The organism is Candidatus Amarolinea dominans (assembly GCF_016704685.1).
GTDB classification, from domain to species: domain Bacteria; phylum Chloroflexota; class Anaerolineae; order SSC4; family Amarolineaceae; genus Amarolinea; species Amarolinea dominans.
Window position 1 is genome coordinate 1 of sequence record NZ_JADIZS010000021.1, and the last position, 26552, is coordinate 26552.

Genomic DNA, 26552 nt, shown 5'->3' on the forward strand with positions numbered 1-26552 from the left:
GAAGGTCTGGCGCCGCAAGCCTCGCCTTTAGCTCGTGGCTCAGAGCGCCCAGGCCGGGATGGACTGGGCCGTAGCCGTGAGCGGCAGCGACTGCTCCGCCAGACAGATGACGCCGCCCGGGCCGACGGGCAAACCGAGATGCGCCAGCGCTCCGAAATGCCGGACATCATCCCGACCCGGCGCGGCGGTTTTCTTGATCTCCAGGGGATAAGCGATGCCATCCTGCACGATCAGCAGATCAATCTCGCGCTGATCCTTGTCGCGGACGTAGTAAAACGGCGCCCGCCGTCCGCTGTGCCAGTAGCTCTTGAGCAGCTCGACGACCACCCAGGTCTCCAGAATCGGGCCGGACATGGCTCCAGCTTCCAGGGTCTCCGGACTGGCCCATTCGGTGAGGTAGGCCGCCAGGCCGGTGTCAAGAAAATAGAGCTTGGGCGCCTTGACGAGTCGTTTGCTGAGATTGGTTGAATACGGCTCCAGCAGATAGACGATCTCGGCGGTCTGCAGGATGGCGAGCCAGTTTTTGGCCGTGTTCGGGGCCACATCCGCGTCGCGCGCGAGATCGGCCAGATTCAGGAGCTGGCCGGTGCGCGCGGCCGTCGCCCGCAGAAAGCGCACAAACGCCATCTCATCACCGACGCGCGCCAGGTCGCGCACGTCGCGCTGCAGGTAGGTTTGCACGTAGGAACCGTAGAACAGATCGCGCTCCACGGCGTCGTTGAGGGCGATTGCGGGCAACGCACCGCGCCAGATCAGCCGATAAAGCTCCCTCAGCGTGAGTTTGCCCCCGGCGCCCATTCGCTGTTGAATCTCTGCAGGCGTTGGCAGGAATGGACGAATTTCTCGCCCTTGCCCCAGCCGCTCTCTTCTGGAAAGCCCCAGCAGGTGCAGCACGGCCACGCGCCCCGCCAGCGACTCGGACACCCCTTGCATCAGGTGGAACTGCTGCGAGCCGGTGAGCCAGAACAGCCCCGGCCGTTGGGCGCGATCGGAGGCCAATTTGATGTAGGGCAACAGGTCGGCCGCGTACTGCATCTCGTCTATCAGCACCGGGGGCGGAAAGCGCTGCATAAACAGCGCCGGCTCCGCCCTGGCCAGACTGAGGACGAGAGGATCGTCCAGGGTCACGTAGGTGCGCTCCTCCTGGCAGAGATGTCTGAGGAGGGTGGTCTTGCCAACCTGCCTGGCCCCGGTCAGCAACACGACGGGAAACTGCTCCGCCGCGCTGAGCACCCAAGGTTCGAGTGTGCGAGCGACATACATGCCGTTCTCTCCTGGATTTACCGTCCAATATGCAACACGCTTGCATTATAGACGAGACCCGATTGGTTGTCAACCGCTTGCGTGTTCACTCAGGAGTTCCAAATGTAGCACACATTCAACCACCCGAGAATACAGAGAACACAAAGAAACGGCAGATCAGACGCAAATTGGTAGCCTCTCTGCGTTCTTTGTGATCTCTGTGGTCAAAAACCCAGCCACATTTGGAACTGCTGGAAGCCCGTGGTCTTTGTTCCGGCTGTGGCACGGTTTCAAGCCCACGAGAATGCGCGGCGCCCTTTCCAGGCGTCAGAGCCTCAAGCTCTGCGGGTGTCTCGCCATAAATTGAGACTTCGTGTATAATTGGCGCTGGACAAGATTCGCTGCTTGAGGAGGTGTCACCATGGAAGCCACGATGACGGCCATCGAATTGACCGGAACTGTGAATGAGCGCCGTCAACTGAAACTGGATGAGCTGCTGCCTATCTTCGGCCCCAAGCGGGTGCGGGTGATCGTGCTCTATTCCCCCACAGACGAGTGGGAAGAAACCGAGTGGTTGGCCGCCGCAGCCCATAATCCGGCGTTTGCCTTTCTCAAGGATGCCGAGGAAGATATCTACTCTTTGAGCGATGGGAAGCCATTCCGTGACGAAGCATAAAGTCATTCTCGTCCCGTTTCCATTCGATGATCTTTCCAGCAGCAAGGTCCGCCCTGCCGTTTGTCTCACCGATCCCATTGGGCCGCATAGACACGTGATCCTGGCTTTTGTCACGAGCCGTATTCCAGACAAACTCCTGGAAACCGATTTGGTTATTGACGCACGTAGTACGGACTTCAGAGCAACGGGACTCCAGGTTTCATCCACCCTTCAACTACACCGTTTGATGACAGCCACAACCTCCCTGCTGCAACGTGAACTGGGTGTCTTGTCGCCTGCCATGCAGGCTCAGGTCAAAGCGCGCCTTCGTAAGGTGTTTGGTTTGGCGTAACCGTCACGCTCACAGCTCCCCGTACACTACCCTCCCATCCAGCACCGTCGCCGACACGCGAGTCTGCAAAATCTCCTCAGCCGGGCAGGCGAAGATGTCGCGGTCGAGCACCACCAGATCGGCCAGTTTGCCGGGGGTGATGGAACCCCTGCTCGCTTCTTCGCCGCTGGCAAAGGCCGCGCCCAGGGTGTAGGCGCGCACGGCTTCCGCCACGCTGATGCGCTCCTGCGGCTGCCAGCCGGCCGGGCCGGGCGCGCCGTCCGCGCGGCGCCGCGTCACCGCGGCGTGGATGCCGGCCAGCACGTCCGGCGCTTCGATCGGCGCGTCGGAGCCGAAAGCCAGGGTCACGCCGCTGGCGAGCAGGCTGCGCCAGGCGTACGCGCCCTGCACGCGCGGCTCACCCCATGAGCGATCGGCGTTGAGCATATCGCTGGTCGCGTGGATGGGCTGCATGGAGGCGATGAGGCCCAACTGCGCCAGGCGCGGGGCGTCGTCCGGATGGATGATCTGCACATGCTCGATGCGGTGGCGCAGCGGCGGCCAGGGTCGCGCCGGCTGGGCCTGGCCGGTCTGCCATTCTGGTTCGGCCGCGCGCACCAGGCGCAGCGCGTCCAGCACATGGCGGTTGGCGCGGTCGCCGATGGCGTGAATCATCACGCTGAGGCCGGCCGCGCTGCACGCCAGCGCCTCCTCGGTAAACTCCTCCGGGTCCAGCGTACAGATGCCGCGCCAGTCCGGCCGCCCGCGATACGGCTCCAACATCCAGGCTGTCTGCGAGCCGAGCGCGCCGTCGGCAAAGAACTTGACGCTGCCCAGGCGCAGCCAGTCGTTGCCGAAGCCGCTCTGCAGGCCCAGATCAATGGCCGCCTGACGCTGCGCGCGCGGGATGGCCTGGTTGACGCGCAGCCCCAACTCGCCGCGGCGCAGGAGAGCCTGATAGGTGCGAAAGGCCAGCATCTCCGCCGTGTCGTTGGCCTCGTGGATGCCGGTCAGCCCGTTGGCCCAGGCCAGATGGATGCCCTCCAGCGTGGCCGCACAGCTCTCGTCCAGGCCCGGCTGCTCGATGACGCCATCCAGCAGCTTGACGGCGTTCTCGCGCAGGATGCCGGTCGGCTCGCCCGTCTGCGGATCGCGCTCGATCATGCCATCGGCGGGGTCGGGCGTGGATGCCGTGATGCCGGCCCGCGCCAGCGCCAGGCTGTTGACCCACAACGAATGCCAATCTTTGCTGTCCAGGGCCACGGGATGCAGGGGCGCGACCTGATCGAGCGTCTGCCGCGTGGGCAGGCCCTCCGGCCAGACGTTGGCGTCCCAGCCGCCGCCACGCAGCCAGCGGCCAGGCGCCATCTGACCCGCCTTGCGCGCGATGACGGCCAGGGCCTGCGCCGCGCTCAGCACATCGGCCAGGTCAACCCAGCGCCGCTGCAAGGCCCAGCCGACGAAGTGGATATGGGCATCAATGAAACCGGGCAGCAGCGTGCGGCCGCCCAGATCGTGCGTCTGCGTATCAGGGCCGGCCAGGTGGCTCAGATCATCACCCACCGCCAGGATGCGATTGCCGGCCAGCGCGACGGCGCGGGCGGTTGGGCGCTCCGCATCCTGCGTGTAGATGCGGGCATTGGTCAGGAGCATGGTTGCATGCATGGTGGATCACCTCTCCGCGGATAGGGGGCAATGCAGCCGCCGCCGGGCGGCTTGCCCCAGTCGGCGAAGGCCGACTTTGCAGCGGTTGCAGCGGTTTCAACCGCCCGGCTTCACTCCGCGCCGGCGATGGCTTCGATGACCGCCTGCAGTTCTTCGTCAGAGTAGAAATGAATGACCAGGCGCCCGCGCCCGCGCGCGCTGCGGCTGATCTCCACCTTGGTGCCCAGGCGCTCACGCAGGTTGTTTTCCAGGGCTTGCACGTGCAGCGCCTGCGAATCAAGCTCGCCGGCCGCGGCTTCCGGCGCCGCGGCCAGGGTCAGGCGGTGTACCAGCTCTTCCACCTGGCGCGCGGTCAGGTGACGGTGACGGATGATCGCCAGCGCCTCGGCCTGCAAGTCGTCATCCAGGCCGACCAGGGGCCGCGCTTGCGCTTCTGATAGGACGCCGGCCATCAGCGCCTCTTTGACCGGATCGCTCAGGCGCAGCAGGCGCAGCAGGTTGGTCACGGTGACCCGCGCTTTGCCCACCCGCGTCGCCACCTGCGCCTGCGTCAGGCCGAATTCCTCGATCAGGACGCTGTACGCGGTGGCCTCTTCCAGCGGGTTGAGGTCGGCGCGTTGCACATTCTCGACCAGCGCCATTTCCAGCACAGCTTGCGCGCTGGCCTCCTTGACGATGGCCGGCACCTGGTTGAGACCGGCCAGGCGCGCCGCACGCCAACGGCGCTCACCCGCGATCAGGTAGTAGGCCGGGCCGCCCGCGTCTGCCTGCCCACCCGCGGCGCGGGTCACGATCAGCGGTTGAATCAGGCCATGCTCACGGATCGAAGCCGCCAGTTCTTGCAGGGCTTCGCTGTCGAACGCCTGGCGTGGTTGACGCGGATTGGGAGCAATGGCGGTAATCTCGATTTCGACCAGCGCCTGGCTAACCTCCGGGGAGGTCGTGGGCGTGGTGGGGATGAGGGCGCTCAGGCCGCGGCCCAGACCGCGTTTGATATGGCTCATGGCGTTTGTCCTGGGTTGACTGGTTTTTCTTGCCGCATCAATTCCTGCGCCAGCGCCTCGTAGGCCTGGGCGCCCGGCGAACGCGGCGCGTAGGTCAGGATCGTTTCACCGAAGCTCGGCGCTTCGCTCAGGCGCACGTTGCGCGGGACGAGGGTGGCAAAGACCGGCGCCGGCGCGTTCTGGCGAATTTCGCTCACCACCTGCTGCGCCAGGTTGGTGCGGCCGTCGTACATCGTCAACACCAGCCCCTGCACGGTCAGCGCCGGGTTGAGGCTCTTGCGCACCAGGTCAATGGTGGCCAGCAGGTGCGCCAGCCCTTCCAGGGCGAAGTATTCGCACTGAATGGGGATGATGACCCCGTTGGCCGCGGTCAGCGCGTTGATGGTCAGCAGGCCCAGGCTGGGGGGGCAGTCCAGAAGGACATAATCATAGCCTGATGCTACCGGCTCCAGCACCCGGCGCAGCACATACTCACGCGCCCACAGCCCAACCATCTCGACTTCAGCGCCGGCCAGGCGCGGCGCGGAGGGCACCATCTCCAGTCCGACGCGGTAGGTCAGAGAGACCACTTTGCCCAGCGGCATTTGGCCGATCAGGCTATCGTACAGGTCGTAGATGACGTGCTGAGGGTTGATGCCGACGTGGCTGGTGGCGTTGGCCTGCGGGTCGCAGTCCACCAGGAGCACGCGCTTGGACGCCTGTGCCAGGTAGGCTGCCAGGTTGACGGAGGTGGTGGTTTTGCCCACGCCTCCTTTTTGATTGGCAAAGGCAAGGATACGAGTCACAGCGAACTTTGCGCCTCAATTGGGTGTTGGGTTAGCCACGTTTCGACCTGGGCCAGGCTCGGAATGGCATGAGTGGCCTGCCCTTCGACCGAAAACGAGGCGGCAACGTTGGCAAAACGTGCGGCTTGCAGCGGGTCGCCGGTGGCAGCCAGGCGAATCAGGAAGGCGGCGGCAAAGACATCGCCCGCGCCGGTGGGGTCTACCTCGTGCGCGGGGCGGGGCGGCATCGCGGTCATGCGGTCGCCCTGCCAGACCTGGCAGCCGCGTGCGCCCAGGGTGAGCACCACCAGGGGGCAGAGGCGACGGTAATACGCCAGCGTTGCGGTGGAGTGTCCCAGGTCTTCATCGCTCAGGATCAACGCCTGCGCGCCGGCCAGGACTTCGGCCGCGCTTTCCCAGTCCTGACGGCTGACATGGCCCTGCGCGTCCCAGCGGCGCATCCAGCCTTGCGGCACGACGCCGAGGAGGCTGCCGGGAAAAGCCGACGCCAGGGCCGGGTCCACCTCTTGGGCGATGGGGCCGAGCAGCACGATGGGAATTGTGCGCCAGGCGGCCGGCACATCGGCCACGGTCAGCAGCGGGGCCACGGTATGCACGACCTGGCGGCGGTGGCCGTCGAAATAGCGGTTCTCGAAGGTGGTGGTGTCGGCCGAGGGCAGACGTTCCAGCGTGATGTCGTCCAGGTCAGGAGTCAGGGGGAAATCGGGTGCGGCGCGGGTGAGGATGGCGGTCTGCGCTCCCAGGCGCCGGGCGGCAATGGCCGCGTAAGTGGCGGTACCGCCCTGGGCAAATCCGCCGGCCGGCAAGACATCGCGTGTGATATGACCAATGACCAGAAAATTTAGCATGACACTCTACTACAACCAGGATGCTGCTGATTGTAGCATAGGCGTCGCGAAAACCAAAAGACGCCTGCACACAAAGAAACCCGGCTTCTGTGAGAAGCCGGGTTTCTGGTCTCATGCTATTGAGCGGCGTTGGGGATGATGGTCACCTTGCGGTTTTCGCCTTCGCCGACGCTTTCGGTATGCACTTCCGGGTGATTGCGCAGGGCGATGTGGATGATGCGGCGCTCGCGGGCGGGCATTGGCTCCAGGGCCAGGGTGCGGCCGGTGGCGGCGACGCGTTCCGCGGTGCGCGTAGCCAGTTGCTGCAGGGCGCGCTCGCGGCGGTTCTTGTACTCTTCCACATCCACGACGACGTTGCTCCAATGATGCAGGCGATGATTGAGCATCAGCCGGGTCAGGTATTGCAGGGCGCTGAGGGTTTCGCCGCGGCGGCCAATGAGGATGCCGAGGTCGTTGCCGACGATGTCCAGGATCAAGGTTGACTCGTCGTCGCGGCCAGGCATGTCGGGCGCAGCCGCATGGCCGCGCACCGTGGCATTGATGCCCATCATGTTGAGCAGATTGCCCAGAATTTCCGCGGCTGTGTCCACCAGGACGGCATCGCTGACGGGAATCTTGTCGGCTTTGGGTTTGGCCGCGGGCGCCGGCTCTGCGCTGGCGGTCGCTTGCTCAGGCGCGGCGACCGGCGCGGTTTGCACCAGTTCCAGGGACGCGGCCACGGGCAACTCTGGTTTCGCCGGCCGCGGCGGCAGGCTGACTGGTTTCGGTTCGGGGGGCAGCTCCAGCCGGGTTGGCCGCGGCGGCAGGCTGACCGGTTTCGGTTCCGGGGGCAGTTCCAGCCGGGTTGGCCGCGGGGGTGGGCTGACTGGTTTCGGTTCCGGGGGCAGCTCCAGCCGGGTTGGCCGCGGGGGTGGGTTGACTGGTTTCGGTTCCGGGGACGGTTCCAACCGGGTTGGTCGCGGGGGTGCGGCCGCGGGCGCGACCGATGGCCGCGGGGTCAGGCGTACACGCGCATCTTCGGCCCCAAAACCGAGGATGCCACGGCTGCCCTCGGACAACACCTCAATGTCCACCTGTTCGCGCAACAGGTTGAGACGGCGCAGGCCCTCACGAGTGGCCGCGTCAACCGTCTTGGCGCGAATTTCAATGCTTTCTTCTGGGGTAGCCATAGCCAACTTACTTCCTCTTCTTTGTGCGACGTCGTGCTTTGACAGCACCGGTTTCAGGTTCGCGCGACTCGGTGATTTTGGCCTCACTGGGAATGGACGATTGTCCTGGCGTACCCATGGCCGGCGCGATGCTGCTCAGAGTGATGCCGGGAATCTTGAGAGAGCCCCAGCCGGTCACAAAATACTGTTGAATCATGCTGAGGATGTTGCTTACCACGTAATAGAGGGAGAGACCGGCGGGCAGGGAGATGAAGACGAAACCAAAGACCAGCGGCATAAAGGTCATGGTTTGCTGCATGGTCGCCTGCTGCGGGTCCTGGTCCTGCTTGGAGGCGGTGGCCGGCTGCGACATTTTTTGCAGCATGATCTGCGTCAGCACCAGCAAGACGGGTAGGATCAGGTAGCCAACCAGGGTGCCGTACTGACCGGCCGCGAACTTGGCCGTGATCCACCCCATCCCCTCTGACTGAACAGGGTAGGCCAGGTCTGGAATCCAGAAAAAGGCCTGGTTCACCAATTCGCCGATGTTGGTCAGGTGATAGAGCGCCTGGTAGAGACCGAACAGAATGGGCATTTGAACGAGCAAGGGCAGACAGCCGCCGGCAGGGTTGTAGCCGGCCTCTTTGTACATCTCCATCTGGGCCTTGGAGAGGGCCTCACGATCCTTGCCGTGCTTTTTCTGCAGTTCTTGCATGCGGGGCTGCAGGTGCTGCATGGTGCGCATGGAGCGCAGTTGCGCCATGGTCAACGGCAGCGTGACGACCTTGATCAGGATGGTGAACAGGATGATCGCAAAGCCATAGCTGTACGGCATGCCGACGGCTTGCAGCATTTTGTTCATCCAGGAGAGGGCGGCTGCCAGCGGGAAGACGATCAGCGTCTCCCACCAGCCGTTGGGGGGGGCGTTGGGGTCGGTCGCGATTGGCGCGCCGCAACTGGTGAGCACAAGCATCAGCACCAGCAAGGCAACGATGAGACCAACCGAGCGTAATTTGCGCATCTTGATTCCTTTTAGCAACACAACACAGCATTATCCTCAGGGCACAGGGTCATGACCGCCGGGATTCAGGGGATGGCAGCGCGCGATGCGCTTGACGCCTAACCAGCCGCCCTTGAACACGCCGTATCGCTCAATGGCCTCGTAGGTGTAATGGGAGCAGGTCGGGGTGAAGCGACAACTAGGTGGCAACGCCGGTGAAATGAAGCGTTGATACAGCCGAATGAGTTGCAGCATGAAAGCCTTGGCCATGCGTAAACGATCACAACCTACGATAACAACGATGCGCGTCTCAACAGCGCGAGGCAGGCCGTTTCCAGGGTGATGAAATCGGCCTGGGACGCAGGCGGGCGGGCAATCATGACCACATCCCACCCTGGCCCCATGGCCGCCATGTGTAGGCGGATGATTTCACGCAAACGCCGGCGCACGCGGTTACGGCGCACAGCGTTACCAAGTCGCCGGCTGACAGAGAAACCGAACCGGCATTGATTCAATCCGTTTGGTAACACACACAGAACGAGTAGGGGATTGGTCCACGATTTACCTGCACGACGCGCCTCACGAAAACGCTCAGGTTCGCGCAGTCGGTAGCGACGGTTCACCAACAGTCGGTCACGGGCCGCTTACTTAGGCGGCATCTTGCGCCACGTCAGGGCGACAGACAACAGCTTGCGACCCTTCAGGCGGCGGGCCTTGATCACGTTGCGACCATCCGTGGTCTGCATGCGCTTGCGAAAACCATGCACACGCAGGCGCCGTCTTACTTTGGGTTGCCATGTTCGCTTTGGCATCAGAGACTCCTATGAAAATAGATTTCCGTTCAACAGCCGTTACGTGAGCGTCAGCCTGAACTTGTTTCTGGTTTATGACAGCAGAAACGGGCGAGGTAGAAAGGCACTCCTCTCCCGTATCGTGTCGTGCATTATACCCGTCTTCTGGCGTGACTGTCAAATGATTAAGGGTGAATCGTCAAGAAACGCTTGCCAACGACGCACCCTTCCGCTATAATGCGCCTCATCCTTGAGATTGGAAACACTGATGATGGCAACCGACGATCTGCGCGGCCGCGTCCGCCTGACCAGCCTGTCCAGTTGCGCGGGCTGAGCGTCGAAATTGGCTCCTGAAGCCCTGGCGCAGGTTCTGCGTCAGCTCGAACCGCTCTTTCCCACCATGCAGCATCCCGCTGTCCTGGTTGGACTCAACGCGCCCGATGATGCCGGCGTCTATCAGCTCAACGCGGAGCGGGCATTGATTGCGACGACCGACTTTTTCACCCCGATTGTGGATGACCCGTACACCTTTGGCGCTATCGCGGCCACCAATGCCATGAGCGATGTCTACGCGATGGGGGGCGAGGTTCTGTTTGCCTTGAATATCGCCGCTTTTCCCGAGAGCCTGCCGGCCGAGGTGATCGCGCAGATCTTGCTGGGCGGCGCGGAGCAGGTGCGCCGCGCCGGTTCGATCATCCTGGGTGGGCATACGATCAAGAATCCCGAACCGCTCTATGGCCTGGCGGTGGTGGGCGAGGTTCACCCGGCGCGCCTCTTTCGCAAGACCGGCGTGCAGGTGGGCGATACCCTGATCTTGACCAAAGCGCTGGGCACTGGCTTGATCAGCACCGCGGCGAAGCGCGATCAGGCGGACGCGGATGACCTGGAGACGGCCATCGTCAGTATGTTGACCCTGGGGCGCAGCGCGATGCTCGCCGGCCAGGCCGCCAGCGTGCGCTGCGCCACCGATATTACCGGGTTTGGCCTGCTGGGCCATGCCTGTGAGATGGCTGAGCGCGGCGCCGGCGCTCTGCAGTTGTCATTGGACGCGCTGCCCCTGCTGCCAGGTACCCGCCGTTATGCAGAGGCTGACATGGCGCCGGGCGGCACGCACAGTAACCGGAGCTTCTTCAGCCCGCGCGTGCAGTTGCAGCCCGGCATCAGCACGGCAGACGAGTTGATCTTGTACGACCCGCAAACTTCCGGCGGCCTGCTCCTGGCCGTACCGGCCGCACAGTTATCCACATTCTACACAACCTGCGCTGAACTCGGTCAGTTGGCCTGGGAAATCGGCCGCGTGGTCGAGGGTCACGGCGTGCAGGTGAGGAAATAAGCCATGCTACCATCGCTTGGAGTCTCTGCCTGGTGCTTTCATGATGCGCTCTACGCCGGTCGTTTGACCCTGCACGACATACCGGCGCGCACGGCTGCACTTGGCTTCGACCTGGTTGAACTCAACGATCTCTTCTACCCGCCGCCGCGCCTCAGCCGCGTGCGCTACCTGCCCTGGCGCGTGTGGGGCAAGCTGCGTGGCCGCGACGCCTGGCCGGCCTTTCAACGCTCCTGGGTGGGCAGCGCGTCGACGCGCCAGCATCTGCGCGCGGCCTGTGATCAGGCCGGGGTGCGCTGTGCGGCGTTCACCCTGAATAGCGACTTTACCGGCAACCCGCGGCAGCAGGAGGCCGCGCTGGCCTATGTGGCCGCGGGTCTGGCCGTCACGCGCAGCCTGGGCGCACCGATCATGCGCGTGACCAGCGACTATCGCGAGAAATCTGATGATATGACGACACCGGGCGTGAGCGAGCGGGTGATTGCCGGGCTACGCGGGGCGATCAAGCTGGCGCAGGCGGCGGACGTGCGCCTGGCGCTGGAGAATCATTGGGGCCTGACCACGGAGCCGGCCGCGATGCTACGCATGGTGCAGGAGGTCCATTCGCCCTGGCTGGGCGTCTGCCTTGATCTGGGGAATTTCCCGCCGGAGCAGCGTCTGGCAGGCATCGAACTGCTGGCGCCCTACGCCATCCATGCACACGCCAAGGCCGGGCAGTTCACGGAGAGCGGCGAGGAGGTACACATTGATTATGCCGCGGAGTTCGCCATCCTGCAGCGGGCCGGCTATCGTGGCCCCCTGGTGATCGAATATGAGGGCGCTGGCGATCCGGCTGTCGGCATCCAGCGCACGCGTGAGCTGATCGAGCGGCACTGGTCGCCGGCGTAGGCACGCGGACGGGGCCGCGTGACTGACAAAGTCACGCGGCCCCGTTTTTTCTTGGGGGATCATGGCGGTCGCACCAGGCGCCGTTGGTTCTCGAATCTTCAGCCCTAACCTGCCAGCTCCTGATCGGCGGCTGGCGGTGTGCGCAGCAGCCAACGATCGGTGTGTGACATGTGATTGAGGGCCGTCTCCATGTGGGGGACACCGGCGGCCTCGCTGGCGGTCAAGAGGCCGAAACAGCGCCCCAGGACTGCCTCACCGGCTAACAGCAACACCATACCGAGCAGTAACAATCCGCCCATGAGGTTGATGTCGGCCCAGAACGACAGGGTGACGATGTGACGCAGGGTTTGCGCCAGTGTCCACAGCAGCGTCAGCACCGATGCCTCGATCACATAGATGCTCAGCAGATAGCGCGAGGCGCTACGCAGGCCCACCCGGTGAGCGAAGTAGTACCAGCGCACAACCACATAGCTCAGCCCGGCCAAACCGGCAAAGGCCAGCGCAGGCACGTTGTTGAGCGGGCCAAGTCCGGCCGCGAGGATGATGAGAAACAGGACGAACAAGTCACGAATCTCACGGCGGAGATAGAGTGGATGGAAGGAAACATTGAACAACGAGCGGGGTAGGTCGCGCCGGTTGCCTTTGTTCACGCGGTCGCGTTCTGTCTGCCACATCGAAATTGAGTAAATGCTCGGTGCTACCATGACAACTGCCTCCTGCGGTCAACCGGACGATACAAATTCGACAGGGGGGCGCTGGGCCGTGATGCAGCGCCTTTTGACGATTGTTGCCACACCATGAGTGGGGCCGGCGCAGTGGCGTCTCTGCCACTGCCTTCCAGGATAGCGCCAGACGGTGAGTAGCAGAATAGCCCGTTGGCACTACGAGCACAGGCAGACTCGCTAACGGACGATGGCGTCGGTCATGCGGGCCACGCGCACCATCGCCAGGACATCATGCACGCGCACAATGTCCGCGCCGCGCACAATGCTGACGGCGACAGCGGCCGCGGTGCCTTCGACGCGTTGGTCGGGCGGTAGGTTGAGGGTGTAGCCGATGAACGATTTGCGGGACGGCCCCACCAGCACCGGAAAGCCCAGGGCCTTGATGGCGTCGGTGCGGTTGAGCAGGGTGAGATTTTGTTCGCGGGTCTTGCCAAAGCCAATGCCAGGGTCCAGGATGATTTGGTGGGCGCTAATTCCTGCCTGACGGGCCAGGGCCACAGAAAACTGCAATTCCTGCTGAATGTCGCCCAACAGGTCGTTGTACTGCACCCCGACGTAGCGCCCGCCCAGCCGGGCCTCTTGTTGGGCCTCTTTCGGCCGGCTGCGATTGTGCATCAACACCACGGGGACCTGCGCCTGCGCAATGACCTCAGCCAGGCCAGGATCGAGGCGCAAACCCCAGACATCGTTGACCACACGGGCGCCGGCCTGCAGGGCGGCCACGGCCACGACGGCTTTGCTGGTATCCACGGATACCGGCAGCGGTACGCGTGCCACCAGGCCCTCGATGACCGGGAGGATGCGGCGCAGCTCGGTCTCCGCGTCCACCGGGCTGGAGCCGGGACGTGTGCTTTCACCGCCCACGTCGAGGCAATCGGCGCCCTCGGCCCAGAAGCGCTCGCCCTGGGCCAGCGCGGCTGCGATCCAGGCCGCGTCGTCGGCATCCGCATGCGCCAGCCCGTCGCCCGAAAAGCTGTCGGGCGTGACATTGATGATGCCCATGACATAGGTGCGTGTACCCCAGGCGAAAGGCGCAGTCTGTGCAGGGCGCCAGGCAAAGGGATTGAGGGGTGCGGCCTGTGTGGCGAGGTCAATGGGGCCGATCGGCACGATGTGGTCACGGTTCACCTGGCCGAGCAGGCGCTGCATCGTGGTCCCGATGACGGGGTGTACGACGTGCGGGGCGATCTCGGCCAGCGGACCTAAAACGAAGGCCCGTTCGTGCAGCCGCGGGTGCGGTAACACGAGGGCCTCGCTGGCATACACCAGGTTGTCGTACAGCAAGAGGTCAATGTCAATCAGGCGCGGCCCGTTGCGCACAGCCGGTTGGCGCCCCATGTCCTGTTCGATCTGCTTGGCGAAGGTCAACAGGGCGCTGGGGGTCAGACTGGTCACGCCGGCCAGCGCCAGGTTGTAGAAGGCTGGCTGATCGGTGACGCCCCAGGGCGGCGTTTCGTAGACGTTCGAGAGCGCCCCGATCTGCACGGCCTGGCCCAGGCGTTGAATCGCCTGCACCAGGTTGGCGCGGCGCTCGCCCAGGTTGCTGCCCAGGGCCAGGAAGATGGTTGACGCCATCGGCCTAGTCCAGTTGGCGGATGATGGCAATCACCTTGCCCTGAATCTCCACCTCTTCCGCGGGGAAGATCAGCGGCGCGTAGGCTGGATTGGCCGGCTGCAGACGCACGTTACGGCCTTCGCGGTAGAAATACTTCAGCGTCGTCTCGCTGCGCTCCGGCAGCCAGGCCGCGACCATTTCGCCGCTTTCCGCGACGCGTTGGCTGCGCAGCACGATCAGGTCGCCGTCGCGCACGAGCGCGTCAATCATCGAGTCGCCGCGCACGCGCAGGGCGTAGACATTTTCTGGCTCGCGCACGATGTCGCGGGTCAGCTCGATGGTGTCGGTGACGATGGGCGCCTCCGCCAGGTCAGGCCGCATGATGGGCGCACCCGCGGTGATGGTGCCGTAGAGCGGGACGCGCACGCCCGTGGCGCTGAGCAGCACGCCCACCGACTCGTGGCGCAGGCGAATGCCCCGTGAACTCCTGGCGTCGCGTTCGAGAATACCGAAATCAGCCAGTTTGGACAGGTTATACTTCACCACGGAGGTGGAGCTGATGTCGGCGGCCTCGCCAATCTCCCGAATGGTGGGTGGGTAGCTGTATTCGCTGATGTAACGGTGGATGAAATCAACGATACGCTGCTGACGTTGTGACAGATTGATGGACAGACTCATCGTGCCTCCTTGTGACCCACATGTCACCCGCATGGTATCAATGGATGGGTGCTTCAACAATGGTTAGCAATAGAAAATGTGTTCGTATGTATTGTAGCACGATTGTTCTATCTGTCAAATTACCCAAAGTATCCCAAATAGCGGAGCCGATATCCCAAAGCGGTAAGGGCGCGACCCCTCGCAGGGCTGCGACGAGACGACGATCTCAGAGGCGCACGGCATCCGCGTCAGGCTGCTGCCACGAATTACACGAATTGAGTCGTCGCACCCAACACCAACCTGCTTGAGCAGGTTTCGGTGTATCAGACCGTGAATTCATTCACGGGGCTGCGATGTCCATTGGCCCCTGCGAGGGTTGGCGGCCGAAGAATCGCCCAACCTTGCGCAGGCCCGCCGGGTAAGGAGCCTTCGCCGTCGAGAACGCCATCGGCTTGCCCGACGATTCGTGCAGCAGCCAGCCTGCGCAAGGGGATTCCTCTCTTGCCCAAAGCCGCGCTCTTGTGCTACAATTTGACACGTTCGCCGCATCAGACAGTATGTGATGTGACCGACAAGGAGGATTTTTGCAAAACTCGACGACATTTGCTCGCCATTTGGTGGAGCTGGTTGCGGACAAGCAGGCTGAGGATATTGTGCTGCTGGAGCTGGCGAAGGTGTCAGTGCTGGCCGATTACTTTATTATGGCAACGGCAAACTCCGAACGACAGATCAAAGCGATTACTGACTATGCCCAGGCGGAGAGCGCCAAGGACGACCGCAAAGCCCTGCACGTGGAGGGCGACACCAATTCGGGCTGGGTTCTGCTCGATTATGGGGATGTGGTCTTGCACGTGATGTCGCCCACGCAGCGCGCCTACTACCGGCTGGAAGATCTGTGGCGACAGGCGCCGATGCTGCTGAAGATTCAGTAGGCACGCGTCGCCACCAAAAAAAAACAAACAACCACGAGCGCCGCATGGGCGCTCGTGGTTGTTTTGCGTTTTCTGGTTAATCGCTCTGCAAGGCGCGCAGCAGTTGGGCGACGCTGGTGTTGCCGCCGGAACAGATCAGCCCGACCTTGCGCCCGGCCAGACTGTCACGCAGGCGGTAGGCGGCGGCCAGGGGCGCCGCGCCGGCCGCTTCGGCCAGGGTGTGCGCCCGTTCGACCAGCCAACGCATGGCGCGCAAGATCTCATCATCGCCCAGCAAGAGAAATTCATCCAGGTATTGCCACAGGATGCGCTGCGGCAGCTCGAACGCCGCGCCCGTGGCCAGCCCTTCGGCTACGGTGCGATTGGGCGCCTCGATCATGGCGTGCTGCTGCCATGACAGATACGCGGCAGGCGACGCTTCCGATTGCGCGCCGATGACCCGCAGGGACGGGTTGATCGCTTTGGCGGCCAGGCAGACCCCGGCCGCGCCGCTGCCGCCGCCAATCGGCACGATGATCACCTCCAGGCCCGGCTCATCCTCCAGCATCTCCAGCGCCTCAGTGGCGACGCCGGCGATGAGCGCCGGCTCGTTGCCTGAGTGGATGTAACGGTAACCGTGCGCCTGCGCCAGTTCCTCGCAGTGACGCCGCGCATCATCGAAGCGCGCACCGTGGAGGATCACCTCCGCGTCCATCCCCTGCATCGCAGCCACCTTGCCCGGATTGGCGCCCTCTGGCACCACGATGCGCGCGGTCACGCCAAACAGTCGCGCCGCATACGCCACCGATTGGCCGTGGTTGCCCGTGGACGCAGCGATGACCCCGGCCGCGCGTTCGGCCGCGCTCATCTGCGCCAGCAGGTTGATGCCCCCGCGCACCTTGAACGCGCCGATCGGCTGGTAGTTCTCGTGCTTGACGTAAACCGCCGTGCCGATCAGCGCATCGAGCGCCGGATAGTTGTGCAGCGGTGTGCGCGCCAGGTAAGGCCGCAGGCGCCGCTGCGCTGCCAGGATGTCCAGCAAGGTGGGAATTTGCATGGCAAAGGCCTTAACAAGTGCTGCCAAAGGCTACGACCACCAGCATGATGTCCACGATATCAATGTGATCGTCGCCGTTGCGGTCATAGCGGTTGTTCCAGCCTGGCGAGGCCGAGGTTTCACCCCAGTGTGCCGCAATCGCGCTGATGTCCTCCACGCCCACGGTGCCGTTGGCGTTGAAGTCCGGGCAGGTGCGGTACGGCGCAGCGGGCAGCGGCCAGACATACGCGCCGCGGCTGCGCGTCCACAGGGCCAGGGTGCTCGCCCCGCTGTCAATCGTCATGTCCCAGATCATGGCGTTGGGCAGCCCGGCCTGGAAGCGATACCAGACCGGCGTGACCTGGTTGATGTCATTGGTGTAGTACAGGCCCCAGTCCGTGCCCACGAACACCTGCTGCGGGAAGCGCGGGTTGGCGATGATCGAATCGGCCGGGATGTTGGGCAGATTGGCCGATTTATTGGCCCAGGTGAAGCTGGCGCAGTCGGCCGTGCAGACGACCTGGAAGACGTGCCCCGGCGTCGTGGGCGTGTTCTGATCGAAACCGCCGACGGCCGCATAACCGATCAGCGGGTTGGCCGGGTCCAGCGCCACGTCCAGGATTGGACGGTTGGGCAGCACGGCGTTACCGGCCGTCAGGTTCACCCAGATGGCCGAATTCGCCACGCCGGCGCCCAGGTTGCGGCCCCATTGCACGTTGCCGTCATTGGTGCCGACGATGGCCTTCGTGGCGTCGCTCCAGGCGTAGTTCAACTGATTGATGAACGAACGATCGGCCAACGTGTTCTTGGTCAGGTCGCCGCTGTTGATGACCCAAGAGCTGGTCGGAATGCCGCCCAGGATTGTCTCCCAGACGCGGTATGAGCCGGCGATCATGTGCGTGCAGCCGGTGCCCGGGCAGCCATTTTTTTGGATCTCGTAGGGGAAGATGAAGCTGCGCCGGCTGTCGGCCGACCAGCCGCCGGTGGCCGATGACTGGCTGCCATACGCGCCCGTGGTGCTGACGGCCAGGGCGCCGTTCTGGCTTTCCTGGTACCAGCGCTGCCCCAGCATCGGTTCGATGCGGGCAAACATGCCGTCGCCGCCCTTGCGCAGTTGCCAGACCGCCGGCCCCGGGTTGCCCGCGGCCCAAACATAGACCGCGGAGCCGTTGTCCTGCATACCGCCGTTGATACCCGGCGTCGCGGCCGTGGCAAAGTCCTTGGTAATGTCGCCGGAATAGAACTCCAGCGTGCTCAGGCTGTTGTTGATCTGGGTGTACGATTCGCCGCCGTTCGTGCTGACATACGCGCCGCCATCGCTGCCGGCCAGCAAGGTGGTCGAAGAGCCGGGCACGTAGGCCAGCGCATGGTGGTCCACATGCACAACCGTGCCGCCCGCGTAGCCGCAGGTCTTATCGGTGAAGGTGGTGCCGCCGTTAGTGGACTTGAAGATGTCCACGGTGCTCATCAGCACGATGTCCGAATTGTTCGGGTCAACTGCCACGCCCTGATCGTACCAGTTCTGGCCGTAGTCACCATAGCAGCCGGTCAAGCCGGTTTGGCTCGAGCGCTGTGACCAGGTGGTGCCGCCGTCGGTGGTGCGCCAGACGCCCAATTGACCGCCGCGCTGAGCGCCGCCGGTGACGAGAATGGCCTGCACCTGCACGTAGATCACATTGGAGTTGCTGGGAGCAATGGCGACGTCGAGGCGGCCCAACCGATTGCCGGTCAGCGTGCCCGTGTTGACGGGAATGCCTGTGGCCGTGTCGGCCGGCCAGCCGTTGTCGGCCCGGCTGAGCGTTTCCCAACTCGCTGGGGCAGCCGCTGGCCGGCAGCAGGGCGCGATAAACGCCGTTAGCGCCGTTCAGATGCAGGTTGGTCTGGACGGTGGTCGCAAAGCCACGCGCGCCGATGAAGGCATAGATCTGGGTGTCGGTTCCGATGTCGCGCAGAATGAGGCCCGTGGTGTCCTGGCGCTGCGTGCTGAAGCCGTTCGTGGTGCATGGCCCGGTCCAGTTGGCGCCGGCATCGTACGACAGGTAGAGGCCGGTCTTGGTGCCCACCACCACGTTGTTGCTGTTGTTGGGATCCACCCGTACTTTGCCGATGGCCTGATACTGCGGAAACACGCCGGCCGCCTGGGGGTAGTAGGGTGCAAAGACGTCGGCGCCCTGATTGATCCAGGTTGCGCCCTGGTCGGTGCTCTTGAGCAGCACTGCGCTGCCGAAGGAGAAGGAGCCAAAGCGCAGGTCGCCGGTGCCCGCGTAGACGGTGTTGTGGTTGTTGGGGTCAATCACGATGTCGCCAATGGCAATCGTCGCCAGCAGCGGGTCGTCGGTGACGGGCGCCCAGGTGGTGGCCGCTGAACAGCAGTTGGTGGTTTTCCAAACGCCGCCGCCATCCGCGCCCAGATACGCCACGTTCGTGCTCACCGGGTCAATCGCCATGACGTTGGTGCGGCCGGCCACCAGGCCATAGCTGTAGCAGCTCAAACAGCCATTGCTCTGCAGCGGTTGTGGTCCCAACGACGTGAAACGATTGGCGTTCAGGGTCAGCGGCGACTCGGTTTGCGCTTTACCGTAGATCACCTCGCCGGCCGGCACCGCGCGCTCGACCTGGCTGTCCTGCGCTGCCGCCTCGCGCACCCAGGCCGGGTTGAACTGGCCCGTGGGGTATGACACCCGGTGGTACCAGTAATCGCCGATTGCCATGAGCGACTCAGATTCGCCGTTTTGCGCGCTGCCGCGCTCGGCCAGATACAGTTCCAGATTGCGATCAGGTTCCGCATCGCCAGACCGGCGCAGGGTCGGGACCGGCGCGGCGGCTGGCGCAAAAATAGCGAGCATGACCAGGAGCAACAAGGCTCCACCCAACAGAACACGAACCACGGATGACTTTGGCATAGCTTTCTCTCCCAGATTCGACGAGATTTGCGGACGGCAGGTGCATCTGATCTACTGCTGACGACAGGGGAGGTAGGGGAAGCCGACATTCGGCACACAGATTCCGCGGAGACGAACAGTAATCGAGGGGCCATAGATTACCCTGAAATCGCCCAAAAGGCAAAAAGACGTTTGCGCCGGGCGCGAACGGGTTGACCGCGGCCTATCTTGCTTCGTTATATTGAGTGCCCTGAGTGCCCTGCCCCGCAATGGTTTGCGCCCAAGTGAGGCGCAACCGCTTCGCCTGCTTGCGATCAATGGAGATCTTAGCCATGCCCGTTCATCTTGTATATCGTATTGTCTTTCGTCATCTGCAGCCCGCGTCCGCCGTGATGTTGGCCCTTGTCGTCATTCCCTTGCTCCTCTCTATCCGCGCAATCCCCCTGGCGGCTGCGCCGGCGCGCCAACCACACCTCGGCCTGGTGGCTGCCTATGCCTTCGATGAAGGCGCCGGCGCAACCACGGCCGACGCCAGCGGCCAGGGCCACATCGGCGCGCTGCTTGGCGCCACCTGGACGCCCAACGGACACGCCGGCGCCGCGCTCAGCTTCGACGGCAACAACGACTGGGTGACCGTCGCGGACAGCCCGCTGCTCGATCTGACGACGGCCTTGACCCTGGAGGCGTGGACCTTTCCCACGCAGATTGACAACAGCGCCTGGCGCACGGTCATCTTCAAGGCCCAGCCAGGCGATCTGGTCTACGCTCTCTACGCCCATTCTGAACAGTATGGCACGGTCGCCGAAGGGCCGCGCGGCTACATCTATACCACCGGCGAGCGCAGCACGCCCCCCACCGCTTCACTGACGCCCAACGTCTGGGCTTTCCTGGCCATGACCTATGATGGCGCCACCCTGCGCCTGTTCGTCAACGGCGCGGAGACAAGCAGCGCGCCGGTCACAGGCAACCTGGTCACCTCCGACGGCCAACTGACCATCGGCGGCAATGCCATCTGGTCGGAGTGGTTCGCGGGTCGCCTGGACGACGTGCGCATCTACAACCGGGCGCTGAGCGCAGCCGAGATTGCGGCGGACATGCAGTCGCCCGTCGCCCGCGGCCACGCCAACCCCCACGCCGACGCTGGCGCCCGCGTGCCGGGCCGATGTCAGTCATGATGGCATCGTCAATGTGCTCGACATTCAACTGGTCGCGGCCTGGTGGCTGCGCAGCGGCTTCCCGGCCACGGTGGACATCAATGGCGATGGCGTTGTGGATCTCATGGATGTCAGCCTGGCGGCTGACTTCTGGCGCCAGCTATGCAACGCGCCCTGGCCCACCCCCACGCCCACCGCGACCGTCACCCCGACCCAAACCCCCACGCCAACCGTGACCCCGACCCGAACGCCAACGCCGCCACCGGCCACCTTCGCGGCGCCGCTGCGCGTGTCGAACCCATCCACGGTTGCCCTTCAGGCGGCGCCGGTTACTTCCGGTGTACCGCTGCCAGTCGCGCTGTGGATAACCGACGCGGCCAGTCTGCGCGTGCTGGCCCCTTCCGGCCAGCCGATACCGGCCCAGTTCACGGTGCTGGCGCGTTGGGGCGGCGCGCCGGAGGACAGCGGCCAGGGTATCCGCTGGGTGTTGGTGGATTTCCAGGCTGACATGGCGCCGCAGAGCACCATGACCTACACCCTGACCACCGGCGGCGGCGGACTGATTGGCGCGCTCAGCCCGGCGCCGCTCGTACCGCCTGGCATCGTCCTGCCCGGCCAGGCCGCGCCCGCGCGGCGCGCGCCGGTCAGCGCCCCGGCCCGCGCACGCCACCCCGACCCGACCGCGCCGCTTTCCGCGCCGGCGATCATCATCACCCAAACCACGTCCGCCATCCTGGTTGACACCCAGGTAGCCCGTTTCCAACTGAATACCCAGGCGTTCAATCTCTTCGATCAAGTCTGGGTGGATCGCGACGGCGACGGCGCGGTGGACGATGCCCTGCTCAGCAGCAGCGAGGGGCCGGTCATCACCCAGGGCAGCGAGACATTTCGTGCAGCCCTGGGGCCGGTGGATGAGGCGGTCGTCGAACTGGCAGGGCCGTTGCACAGCGTGGTGCGGATTCGCGGCCGTCACGCCAACCTCAGCGGCGAACACCTGCTGGCCTACACCGCGCGCCTGCACTTCTACGCCGGCGCGGGCGCCGTGCGCGTTTTCTACGGCGTCTGGAACGACCGCCCCCTGGCCAATAGCGGTCTTGGGCAGCCGGACATCATCGCGTTCGGGTCGCCCAACAGCATCGTCTTCGACGACCTTGCGCTCGAACTGACCCTGGCAGCCAGCGCGCCGCTGACCTACACCCTGGATCAGTGGCAAGGCGCGCTGACCACGACGGCCACCCTCTACCAGGATTCGTCCGGCGGGCCGCAGTGGCGCCACCCCACGCTGGCCGGCGAAACGACGTTCCGCGGCTACTCGGCCACCGCCAACGGCAGCAGCTTGCACGGCCCCTGCAGTGAAGGCGCAGCCTCCGCCGATTGCCGCAGCCAGGGTTGGGCCGGCCTGGCCGCCGCCGACGGCGGTCTGGCGGTGGGCGTGCATCAGTTCTGGCAGAACTACCCCAAAGCGCTGCAGGTTGCGCAGGACGGACAGGTGCAGGTGGCGCTTTTCCCCAGCCAGGCCGCCATGCCCTTCGAGCTGCGCGTGGGCGAGCGCAAGACACACGAGATGCTCTTTCAGTTTTGGGGTGACGCGCCGGCCGCCCATCCACCGTTCGCTGTGGGCGACACGTCCGCGCTGCTGGCCTGGGCGCCGGCCCGTTGGTATGCCGATTCCGGTGCGTTGCTGCACCTGGAGCCGTTCGACCCGGCGCGTTTTGGCGCGTATGAAGGCTACAACGACGCCGCCATTCTCTACCCGGCCGCCAACTTCGACGTGCTGCACGAGGGGGTCAGCCCAACCGGCTGGACCTATCTGCCGCGGGCCGAGCAGTGGGGTTGGCGCAACGTGGGCGACACCGTGGCCGAAGATGAAACGAGCAGCGACTGGCCGCCGATCTTTCACAATCAACAGTACGACCATCCCTACTTCTTCCTCGCCCAGGCCTTGCGCACGCTCGACGCGCCCGACGCCGGGCTGCGTTGGCAACACTGGTGGGCATTGGCCACGGCCGGCGCGCGTCATCAGGCCGATATTGACATGGTGCATGGCTACTGCACCGGCCTGGACGCCGTATGGATGTCACACCCGCTGTGCCTGGACAGCACGCAAGGCCCGCCCTACGGCGTGGGCTGGGCGTGGGGCGCCCGCTTCACCAACCAGTGGCACGCCGACCCCTCACCCTATCTGCATCGCTACGCCTTGTTGGACTACTGGTCGGGCGGCGTGCGCGGCGTGCTCTGGTATTACTACCTGACCGGTGAAGGCGAAGCGCGCGATGCCTGGTTGGAGCTGGCCGAGAACGCGCGCTGGCGCCTGCAGAACAGCCCCTGCAACCCCGACTGCGGCCCCGGCTATGCCAACAACGATGTGTTGGAGAACGTGCGCGGCCCCGCCTATGCGCTGGAGATCATGAGCGATGCCTACGCCGCCACCGCCAACCCGGCCTACCTGGACATGGCGCGCAAGGTCATCAGCGACACGACCCCCGCGCGCTATTTCTTTGGGCAGCCGGGTTTTACCATCAATTTCGGCCAGGCGCCCAGCGGCGATACGTTCAACCTGGCGTTTGGCACTATGCTGGTCAAGAGTGGTGGACATTACCTGGCCGTGCTCGAAGACTTTGGCCTGCAGGATGCGGCCGCGGAGGCCTGGCTGCGTGATTACGCCGACCTGTTCGCCTCCGCCTGGAACCTGGGCGCGGCCGCGCCCTTCTGCGCGCGGTTGGGCGCCAACGGCGGCTGCGACATGGATGCTGCCGAGCTGGCGGCGCTGCCGGTGGCCGATGCGCTGGCCGGCGCGCTCTGGCAGACCAACCCGACGCCGGCTGAACGTGCCCGCTGGCAGGCTGTGGCCCTGGCCGCGTGGCAGGGCGGCGCTTCTTCGCCCTGGGGCGGTTATGCCGCGGCCACCTTCATGACCTCCAAGAGCCAGGCCCTGTACGGCATCCAGGGTCACGAGTTCATGCGCTATGCCATCACTCACGGCCTGCTGCCCTGAGTCGCAACGGCCCGCCTGGTTTTTAGCTCTGTTACCGGGGTTTGTGCTATCATGCCAGCTATTCAAGTGGGTTGAGTATATGTGATGAAATTTGGCGAGAGTCATCTCCCATGAGCTGGCAAGAAGCTGTCTTCGGCGCGTTGGGTGATGTAGACAATGTCCTTGATCGCCTCAAATTCCGGCTGGATGAACGCCTGGGCCGGGCGCGCAGCCAGATTGTCGCGTTCAACGGCTATGGCTCGCGCGATCTGGTCACCCTCAAGGGCCTTGTCATTCAGGACAAGGGAGTGCAGCCGGGGAACGATCATGACACCCTCTGGCGCAACCTGGACAACATGTACCGCCGTTTTGCCAGCGTGGAGGTGCCAGGCGCCATCGTGCAGGCCATCATCGGCGGCGTGACGCAACAGGTGCGCGCCGACAGCAACGGCTACTTCGAGGTCAACATCATGCCGCAGGCGCCTCTGCCTGACCAGGCTTGGCATCCGGTGGCCCTGTCACTGCTGGAGCCAGCCAGCGCCCGGCCGCTGCAGGCCACCGGCCAGATTCTGATCCCGCCTGCATCTGCGGCCTTCGGCGTCATCAGCGATATTGATGATACCGTCGTCATCAGCGACACCTCCCACCTGCTGCGCATGGCGCGGCTGGTCTTTCTGAGCAATGCGCGCTCGCGCCTGCCGTTTCCGGGGGTGGCCGCGCTTTACCGGGCGCTGCACCGCGGCGTAGGCAGCCAGACCGGCAACCCGATCTTCTACGTTTCCAGCAGCCCCTGGAACCTGTACGACCTGCTCAGCGATTTCTTTGCCTTGCAGGACATCCCGGCCGGCCCCTTGTTCTTGCGCGAGTGGAGCGGGGCCGCGCAGGCAGGATTGCCCACGGAGCATCGGCGGCACAAACTGAGCGTGATCGCGCGCCTGCTGGCGCGCTACCCCACCCTGCCTTTTGTTTTATTGGGCGACAGCGGCCAGTCCGACCCCGAAATCTACACCGAGGCGGTGCTCCATTACCCTGGGCGACTGCGCGCGGTTTATATCCGCGATGTCAGCCATCGCGCCGAACGCACCGCCGCGATTGCCCTGTTGGCGCGCACGGTGGCCGCGGCCGGCAGCACGCTGCACCTGGCCGCGGACACCCTGTCCATCGCGCAGCACCTGGCGGCGCAAGGCTTGATTGCGGCCGAGGCCCTGGCGCCGGTGGCCGCGGACAAGGCGCAGGACGAAGCCCCGCCCGGCGACACGGAGCGCCTGCTCGACCTGGGAGAGGATTGACTTGAAGGATTGGCTTAAAAAGATTGGCTTGGAAGATTGGCTTGAATGAGGTTCAACGTGATGCAGATTGATTTGCTCGATCAGGCCCCCGTTCAACTGGCGCAGCCCGACCTCGCGGCGCTGCCCCTCGTGGAGAAGCAGGCGCGCCTGCTGGCGCAGTTGCGCGAACTTGGCTCAGCGTTGGTGGCCTATTCCGGCGGCGTTGACAGCGCACTCGTGCTGGCCGTGGCCGTGCAGACGCTCGGACGCGAACGTGTCCTGGCCGTCACCGCCGTCTCTCCCTCGTACCCATCCTGGGAATTGGAAGCGTGCGAGCGCTTTGCCGCGACCCTCGGCGCGCGCCATGAGATCATCGCCACGCACGAGATGGAAGACCCGAACTACGTGCGCAACAGCGCAGACCGCTGCTATTTCTGCAAGACCGAGCTGTACGACCTGCTCCTGCCTGTGGCGCAGGCGCACGGCCTGGCCGCGGTGCTCAACGGCCTCAACTGGGACGATTTGGGCGACCACCGTCCGGGCGCGCGCGCCGGCGTTGAGCATGGGATCATCAGCCCGTTGAAAGATGCCGGTTTGACCAAAGCCGACATCCGGGCCTGGGCGCAAACGCTGGGCCTGGCCGTGTGGGACAAACCGGCCCTGGCCTGCCTCTCCTCGCGCATCCCCTACGGCACGCCGGTCACCCTGGACACCCTGCGTCAGATTGACGTCGCCGAACGCCACGTGCGCGACCTGGGCTTGCGCCAGGTGCGCGTGCGCCATCATGGTACGCTGGCGCGCATCGAAGTCGCGCCGGAAGAACTGGACGCCGCTTTTGCCCTGCGCCAGCAGGTGGACGCGGGCGTGCGCGCGGCCGGCTACCTCTACGTGGCCCTCGATCTGCGCGGCTATCGCAGCGGCAGCCTCAACGAGGGCATAGCACATGCAGGTTGAACGCTTGACGGAACTGTTGCGGGCCGTGCAGGCCGGACAAACCTCGGTAGACGCTGCGCTGGACGTGCTGCGCGATCTGCCGTATGAAACGGTGGCCGATTACGCGCGACTCGATCATCACCGCAGCCTGCGCATCGGCCTGCCGGAGGTCATCTACGGCGCGGGTAAGACCCCGGAGCAGATTGCGCGCCTGCTGGAACGCCTGACGGCCGCGAACGGGTTGGCGGTGGCGACGCGCGTCAGCGCGGAGCAGGCGCAGGCTGTGCAGGCGCTCTTGCCGGCGGCGCTTTATCACGCCATGCCGCGCATCCTCACCCTGGGCATGGCGCCCGCGCTGCCGGCGGACGGGCCGTTCGTCGCCGTTGCCACCGCGGGCACCTCAGATTTGCCGGTTGCCACGGAAGCGGCGCTCCTACTCGAACTGTGGGGCCGACGGGTGATCGCGATCAATGACATCGGCGTGGCCGGCATGCACCGGCTGCTGGCCCAGCGGGAGCTGTTGACGCAGGCCGCCGTGGTGATCGTGGTGGCCGGCATGGAAGGCGCGCTGGCCAGCGTGGTGGGCGGGCTGGTGGCGGCCCCGGTGATTGCCGTGCCGACCAGTGTGGGTTACGGCGCCAGTTTCGGCGGCCTGGCCGCGCTGCTGGCCATGCTCAACAGTTGTGCGCCAGGGGTAGCCGTGGTCAACATTGATAATGGTTTTGGCGCGGCCGCGCTGGCCATGCGCTTCCTGCGCTGAAATGCCCCCC

25 protein-coding genes are annotated in these 26552 nt (G+C 64.7%); 10 read left to right on the forward strand and 15 right to left on the reverse strand.

Annotated elements, in window-relative coordinates:
• Positions 1-39: 39 nt before the first annotated feature.
• On the reverse strand, positions 40-1263 hold the full coding sequence (locus IPF85_RS14620) for an ATP-binding protein (RefSeq protein WP_343408817.1): 1224 nt from the start codon (positions 1261-1263) through the stop codon (positions 40-42).
• Between the two features lie 400 nt (positions 1264-1663).
• Between IPF85_RS14620 and IPF85_RS14625 the strand changes: the two genes are divergently transcribed.
• Together IPF85_RS14625 and IPF85_RS14630 are read left to right on the forward strand one after the other, a co-directional pair.
• On the forward strand, positions 1664-1918 hold the full coding sequence (locus IPF85_RS14625; protein WP_343408818.1) for a hypothetical protein: 255 nt from the start codon (positions 1664-1666) through the stop codon (positions 1916-1918).
• The gene (locus tag IPF85_RS14630; RefSeq protein WP_343408819.1) at positions 1905-2249 is read left to right on the forward strand and encodes a type II toxin-antitoxin system PemK/MazF family toxin; all 345 of its coding nucleotides are present in this window, start codon (positions 1905-1907) and stop codon (positions 2247-2249) included. The genes IPF85_RS14625 and IPF85_RS14630 overlap by 14 nt, the downstream gene beginning before the upstream one ends.
• Positions 2250-2258: 9 nt before the next feature.
• Here the strand turns inward: IPF85_RS14630 and IPF85_RS14635 are convergent, their stop codons facing one another.
• The 9 genes from IPF85_RS14635 to rpmH all read right to left on the reverse strand — a co-directional run bounded on the left by IPF85_RS14635 (position 2259) and on the right by rpmH (position 9490).
• Positions 2259-3893, reverse strand: coding sequence for an amidohydrolase (locus IPF85_RS14635; protein WP_343408820.1), 1635 nt, complete (start codon positions 3891-3893; stop codon positions 2259-2261).
• Between the two features lie 110 nt (positions 3894-4003).
• Entirely contained in the window at positions 4004-4897 is an 894-nt protein-coding gene (locus tag IPF85_RS14640) for a ParB/RepB/Spo0J family partition protein (protein WP_343408821.1), read from the reverse strand.
• Positions 4894-5682: an AAA family ATPase gene (locus tag IPF85_RS14645; RefSeq protein WP_343408822.1), complete on the reverse strand. Its 789-nt coding sequence runs from the start codon at positions 5680-5682 to the stop codon at positions 4894-4896. Before IPF85_RS14645 ends, IPF85_RS14640 begins: the two co-directional genes overlap by 4 nt.
• On the reverse strand, positions 5679-6530 hold the full coding sequence (locus tag IPF85_RS14650) for a PfkB family carbohydrate kinase (protein WP_343408823.1): 852 nt from the start codon (positions 6528-6530) through the stop codon (positions 5679-5681). Before IPF85_RS14650 ends, IPF85_RS14645 begins: the two co-directional genes overlap by 4 nt.
• A gap of 116 nt (positions 6531-6646) precedes the next feature.
• Entirely contained in the window at positions 6647-7699 is a 1053-nt protein-coding gene (jag, locus tag IPF85_RS14655) for an RNA-binding cell elongation regulator Jag/EloR (RefSeq protein WP_343408824.1), read from the reverse strand.
• Between the two features lie 7 nt (positions 7700-7706).
• Entirely contained in the window at positions 7707-8699 is a 993-nt protein-coding gene (locus tag IPF85_RS14660) for a YidC/Oxa1 family membrane protein insertase (RefSeq protein WP_343408825.1), read from the reverse strand.
• 36 nt (positions 8700-8735) lie between these two features.
• Positions 8736-8948 (reverse strand): membrane protein insertion efficiency factor YidD, encoded by a 213-nt coding sequence (yidD, locus tag IPF85_RS14665; protein ID WP_343408826.1) that lies wholly within the window; start codon positions 8946-8948, stop codon positions 8736-8738.
• 17 nt (positions 8949-8965) lie between these two features.
• Positions 8966-9301 (reverse strand): ribonuclease P protein component, encoded by a 336-nt coding sequence (gene rnpA, locus IPF85_RS14670; protein WP_343408827.1) that lies wholly within the window; start codon positions 9299-9301, stop codon positions 8966-8968.
• A 21-nt stretch (positions 9302-9322) separates the two neighbouring features.
• Positions 9323-9490, reverse strand: a complete 168-nt coding sequence (gene rpmH, locus IPF85_RS14675) for a 50S ribosomal protein L34 (RefSeq protein ID WP_343408828.1) — start codon at positions 9488-9490, stop codon at positions 9323-9325.
• 250 nt (positions 9491-9740) lie between these two features.
• On the opposite strand from rpmH, the gene selD reads away from it, so the two are divergent.
• Together selD and IPF85_RS14685 are read left to right on the forward strand one after the other, a co-directional pair.
• Positions 9741-10802 (forward strand): selenide, water dikinase SelD, encoded by a 1062-nt coding sequence (gene selD / locus IPF85_RS14680; RefSeq protein WP_343408940.1) that lies wholly within the window; start codon positions 9741-9743, stop codon positions 10800-10802.
• Positions 10803-10805: 3 nt separating this feature from the next.
• Positions 10806-11687, forward strand: coding sequence for a sugar phosphate isomerase/epimerase family protein (locus IPF85_RS14685; RefSeq protein WP_343408829.1), 882 nt, complete (start codon positions 10806-10808; stop codon positions 11685-11687).
• A gap of 104 nt (positions 11688-11791) precedes the next feature.
• Here the strand turns inward: IPF85_RS14685 and IPF85_RS14690 are convergent, their stop codons facing one another.
• From IPF85_RS14690 to lexA, 3 genes are all read right to left on the reverse strand, one after another.
• Positions 11792-12391 carry a hypothetical protein gene (locus tag IPF85_RS14690; protein ID WP_343408830.1) on the reverse strand — a complete coding sequence of 200 codons (600 nt, stop codon included), beginning with the start codon at positions 12389-12391 and terminating at the stop codon, positions 11792-11794.
• A gap of 198 nt (positions 12392-12589) precedes the next feature.
• Positions 12590-13987: a dihydropteroate synthase gene (gene folP, locus IPF85_RS14695; RefSeq protein ID WP_343408831.1), complete on the reverse strand. Its 1398-nt coding sequence runs from the start codon at positions 13985-13987 to the stop codon at positions 12590-12592.
• Positions 13988-13991: 4 nt separating this feature from the next.
• A complete protein-coding gene (lexA, locus tag IPF85_RS14700) occupies positions 13992-14645 on the reverse strand; it encodes a transcriptional repressor LexA (protein WP_343408832.1) in 654 nt (217 codons plus the stop codon).
• Between the two features lie 563 nt (positions 14646-15208).
• Here lexA and rsfS point away from each other — a divergent pair.
• Positions 15209-15556, forward strand: a complete 348-nt coding sequence (gene rsfS / locus IPF85_RS14705) for a ribosome silencing factor (RefSeq protein WP_343408833.1) — start codon at positions 15209-15211, stop codon at positions 15554-15556.
• 76 nt (positions 15557-15632) lie between these two features.
• Here the strand turns inward: rsfS and IPF85_RS14710 are convergent, their stop codons facing one another.
• Positions 15633-16619 carry a threonine/serine dehydratase gene (locus IPF85_RS14710; protein WP_343408834.1) on the reverse strand — a complete coding sequence of 329 codons (987 nt, stop codon included), beginning with the start codon at positions 16617-16619 and terminating at the stop codon, positions 15633-15635.
• Positions 16603-18246, reverse strand: coding sequence for a hypothetical protein (locus IPF85_RS14715; RefSeq protein ID WP_343408835.1), 1644 nt, complete (start codon positions 18244-18246; stop codon positions 16603-16605). The genes IPF85_RS14710 and IPF85_RS14715 overlap by 17 nt, the downstream gene beginning before the upstream one ends.
• 1539 nt (positions 18247-19785) lie before the next feature.
• Here IPF85_RS14715 and IPF85_RS14720 point away from each other — a divergent pair.
• The 5 genes from IPF85_RS14720 (at position 19786) to larB (ending at position 26542) form a co-directional block, all read left to right on the forward strand.
• Entirely contained in the window at positions 19786-20628 is an 843-nt protein-coding gene (locus tag IPF85_RS14720) for a LamG domain-containing protein (RefSeq protein WP_343408836.1), read from the forward strand.
• Positions 20537-23602: a hypothetical protein gene (locus tag IPF85_RS14725; protein ID WP_343408837.1), complete on the forward strand. Its 3066-nt coding sequence runs from the start codon at positions 20537-20539 to the stop codon at positions 23600-23602. Before IPF85_RS14720 ends, IPF85_RS14725 begins: the two co-directional genes overlap by 92 nt.
• Positions 23603-23712: 110 nt before the next feature.
• A complete protein-coding gene (locus IPF85_RS14730) occupies positions 23713-24870 on the forward strand; it encodes a phosphatase domain-containing protein (protein ID WP_343408838.1) in 1158 nt (385 codons plus the stop codon).
• A gap of 60 nt (positions 24871-24930) precedes the next feature.
• On the forward strand, positions 24931-25803 hold the full coding sequence (larE, locus tag IPF85_RS14735) for an ATP-dependent sacrificial sulfur transferase LarE (protein ID WP_343408941.1): 873 nt from the start codon (positions 24931-24933) through the stop codon (positions 25801-25803).
• Entirely contained in the window at positions 25793-26542 is a 750-nt protein-coding gene (gene larB / locus IPF85_RS14740; protein WP_343408839.1) for a nickel pincer cofactor biosynthesis protein LarB, read from the forward strand. The genes larE and larB overlap by 11 nt, the downstream gene beginning before the upstream one ends.
• Positions 26543-26552 lie beyond the last annotated feature (10 nt).

Coding starts and splice junctions, on each gene's coding strand:
- IPF85_RS14620 (WP_343408817.1), bottom strand. CDS start 1,263: ATGTATGTCGCTCGCACACTCGAACCTTGGGTGCTCAGCGCGGCGGAG.
- IPF85_RS14625 (WP_343408818.1), top strand. CDS start 1,664: ATGGAAGCCACGATGACGGCCATCGAATTGACCGGAACTGTGAATGAG.
- IPF85_RS14635 (WP_343408820.1), bottom strand. CDS start 3,893: ATGCATGCAACCATGCTCCTGACCAATGCCCGCATCTACACGCAGGAT.
- IPF85_RS14640 (WP_343408821.1), bottom strand. CDS start 4,897: ATGAGCCATATCAAACGCGGTCTGGGCCGCGGCCTGAGCGCCCTCATC.
- IPF85_RS14650 (WP_343408823.1), bottom strand. CDS start 6,530: ATGCTAAATTTTCTGGTCATTGGTCATATCACACGCGATGTCTTGCCG.
- jag (WP_343408824.1), bottom strand. CDS start 7,699: ATGGCTACCCCAGAAGAAAGCATTGAAATTCGCGCCAAGACGGTTGAC.
- IPF85_RS14660 (WP_343408825.1), bottom strand. CDS start 8,699: ATGCGCAAATTACGCTCGGTTGGTCTCATCGTTGCCTTGCTGGTGCTG.
- yidD (WP_343408826.1), bottom strand. CDS start 8,948: ATGGCCAAGGCTTTCATGCTGCAACTCATTCGGCTGTATCAACGCTTC.
- rpmH (WP_343408828.1), bottom strand. CDS start 9,490: ATGCCAAAGCGAACATGGCAACCCAAAGTAAGACGGCGCCTGCGTGTG.
- IPF85_RS14685 (WP_343408829.1), top strand. CDS start 10,806: ATGCTACCATCGCTTGGAGTCTCTGCCTGGTGCTTTCATGATGCGCTC.
- IPF85_RS14690 (WP_343408830.1), bottom strand. CDS start 12,391: ATGGTAGCACCGAGCATTTACTCAATTTCGATGTGGCAGACAGAACGC.
- folP (WP_343408831.1), bottom strand. CDS start 13,987: ATGGCGTCAACCATCTTCCTGGCCCTGGGCAGCAACCTGGGCGAGCGC.
- lexA (WP_343408832.1), bottom strand. CDS start 14,645: ATGAGTCTGTCCATCAATCTGTCACAACGTCAGCAGCGTATCGTTGAT.
- IPF85_RS14720 (WP_343408836.1), top strand. CDS start 19,786: ATGCCCGTTCATCTTGTATATCGTATTGTCTTTCGTCATCTGCAGCCC.
- IPF85_RS14730 (WP_343408838.1), top strand. CDS start 23,713: ATGAGCTGGCAAGAAGCTGTCTTCGGCGCGTTGGGTGATGTAGACAAT.
- larE (WP_343408941.1), top strand. CDS start 24,931: ATGCAGATTGATTTGCTCGATCAGGCCCCCGTTCAACTGGCGCAGCCC.
- larB (WP_343408839.1), top strand. CDS start 25,793: ATGCAGGTTGAACGCTTGACGGAACTGTTGCGGGCCGTGCAGGCCGGA.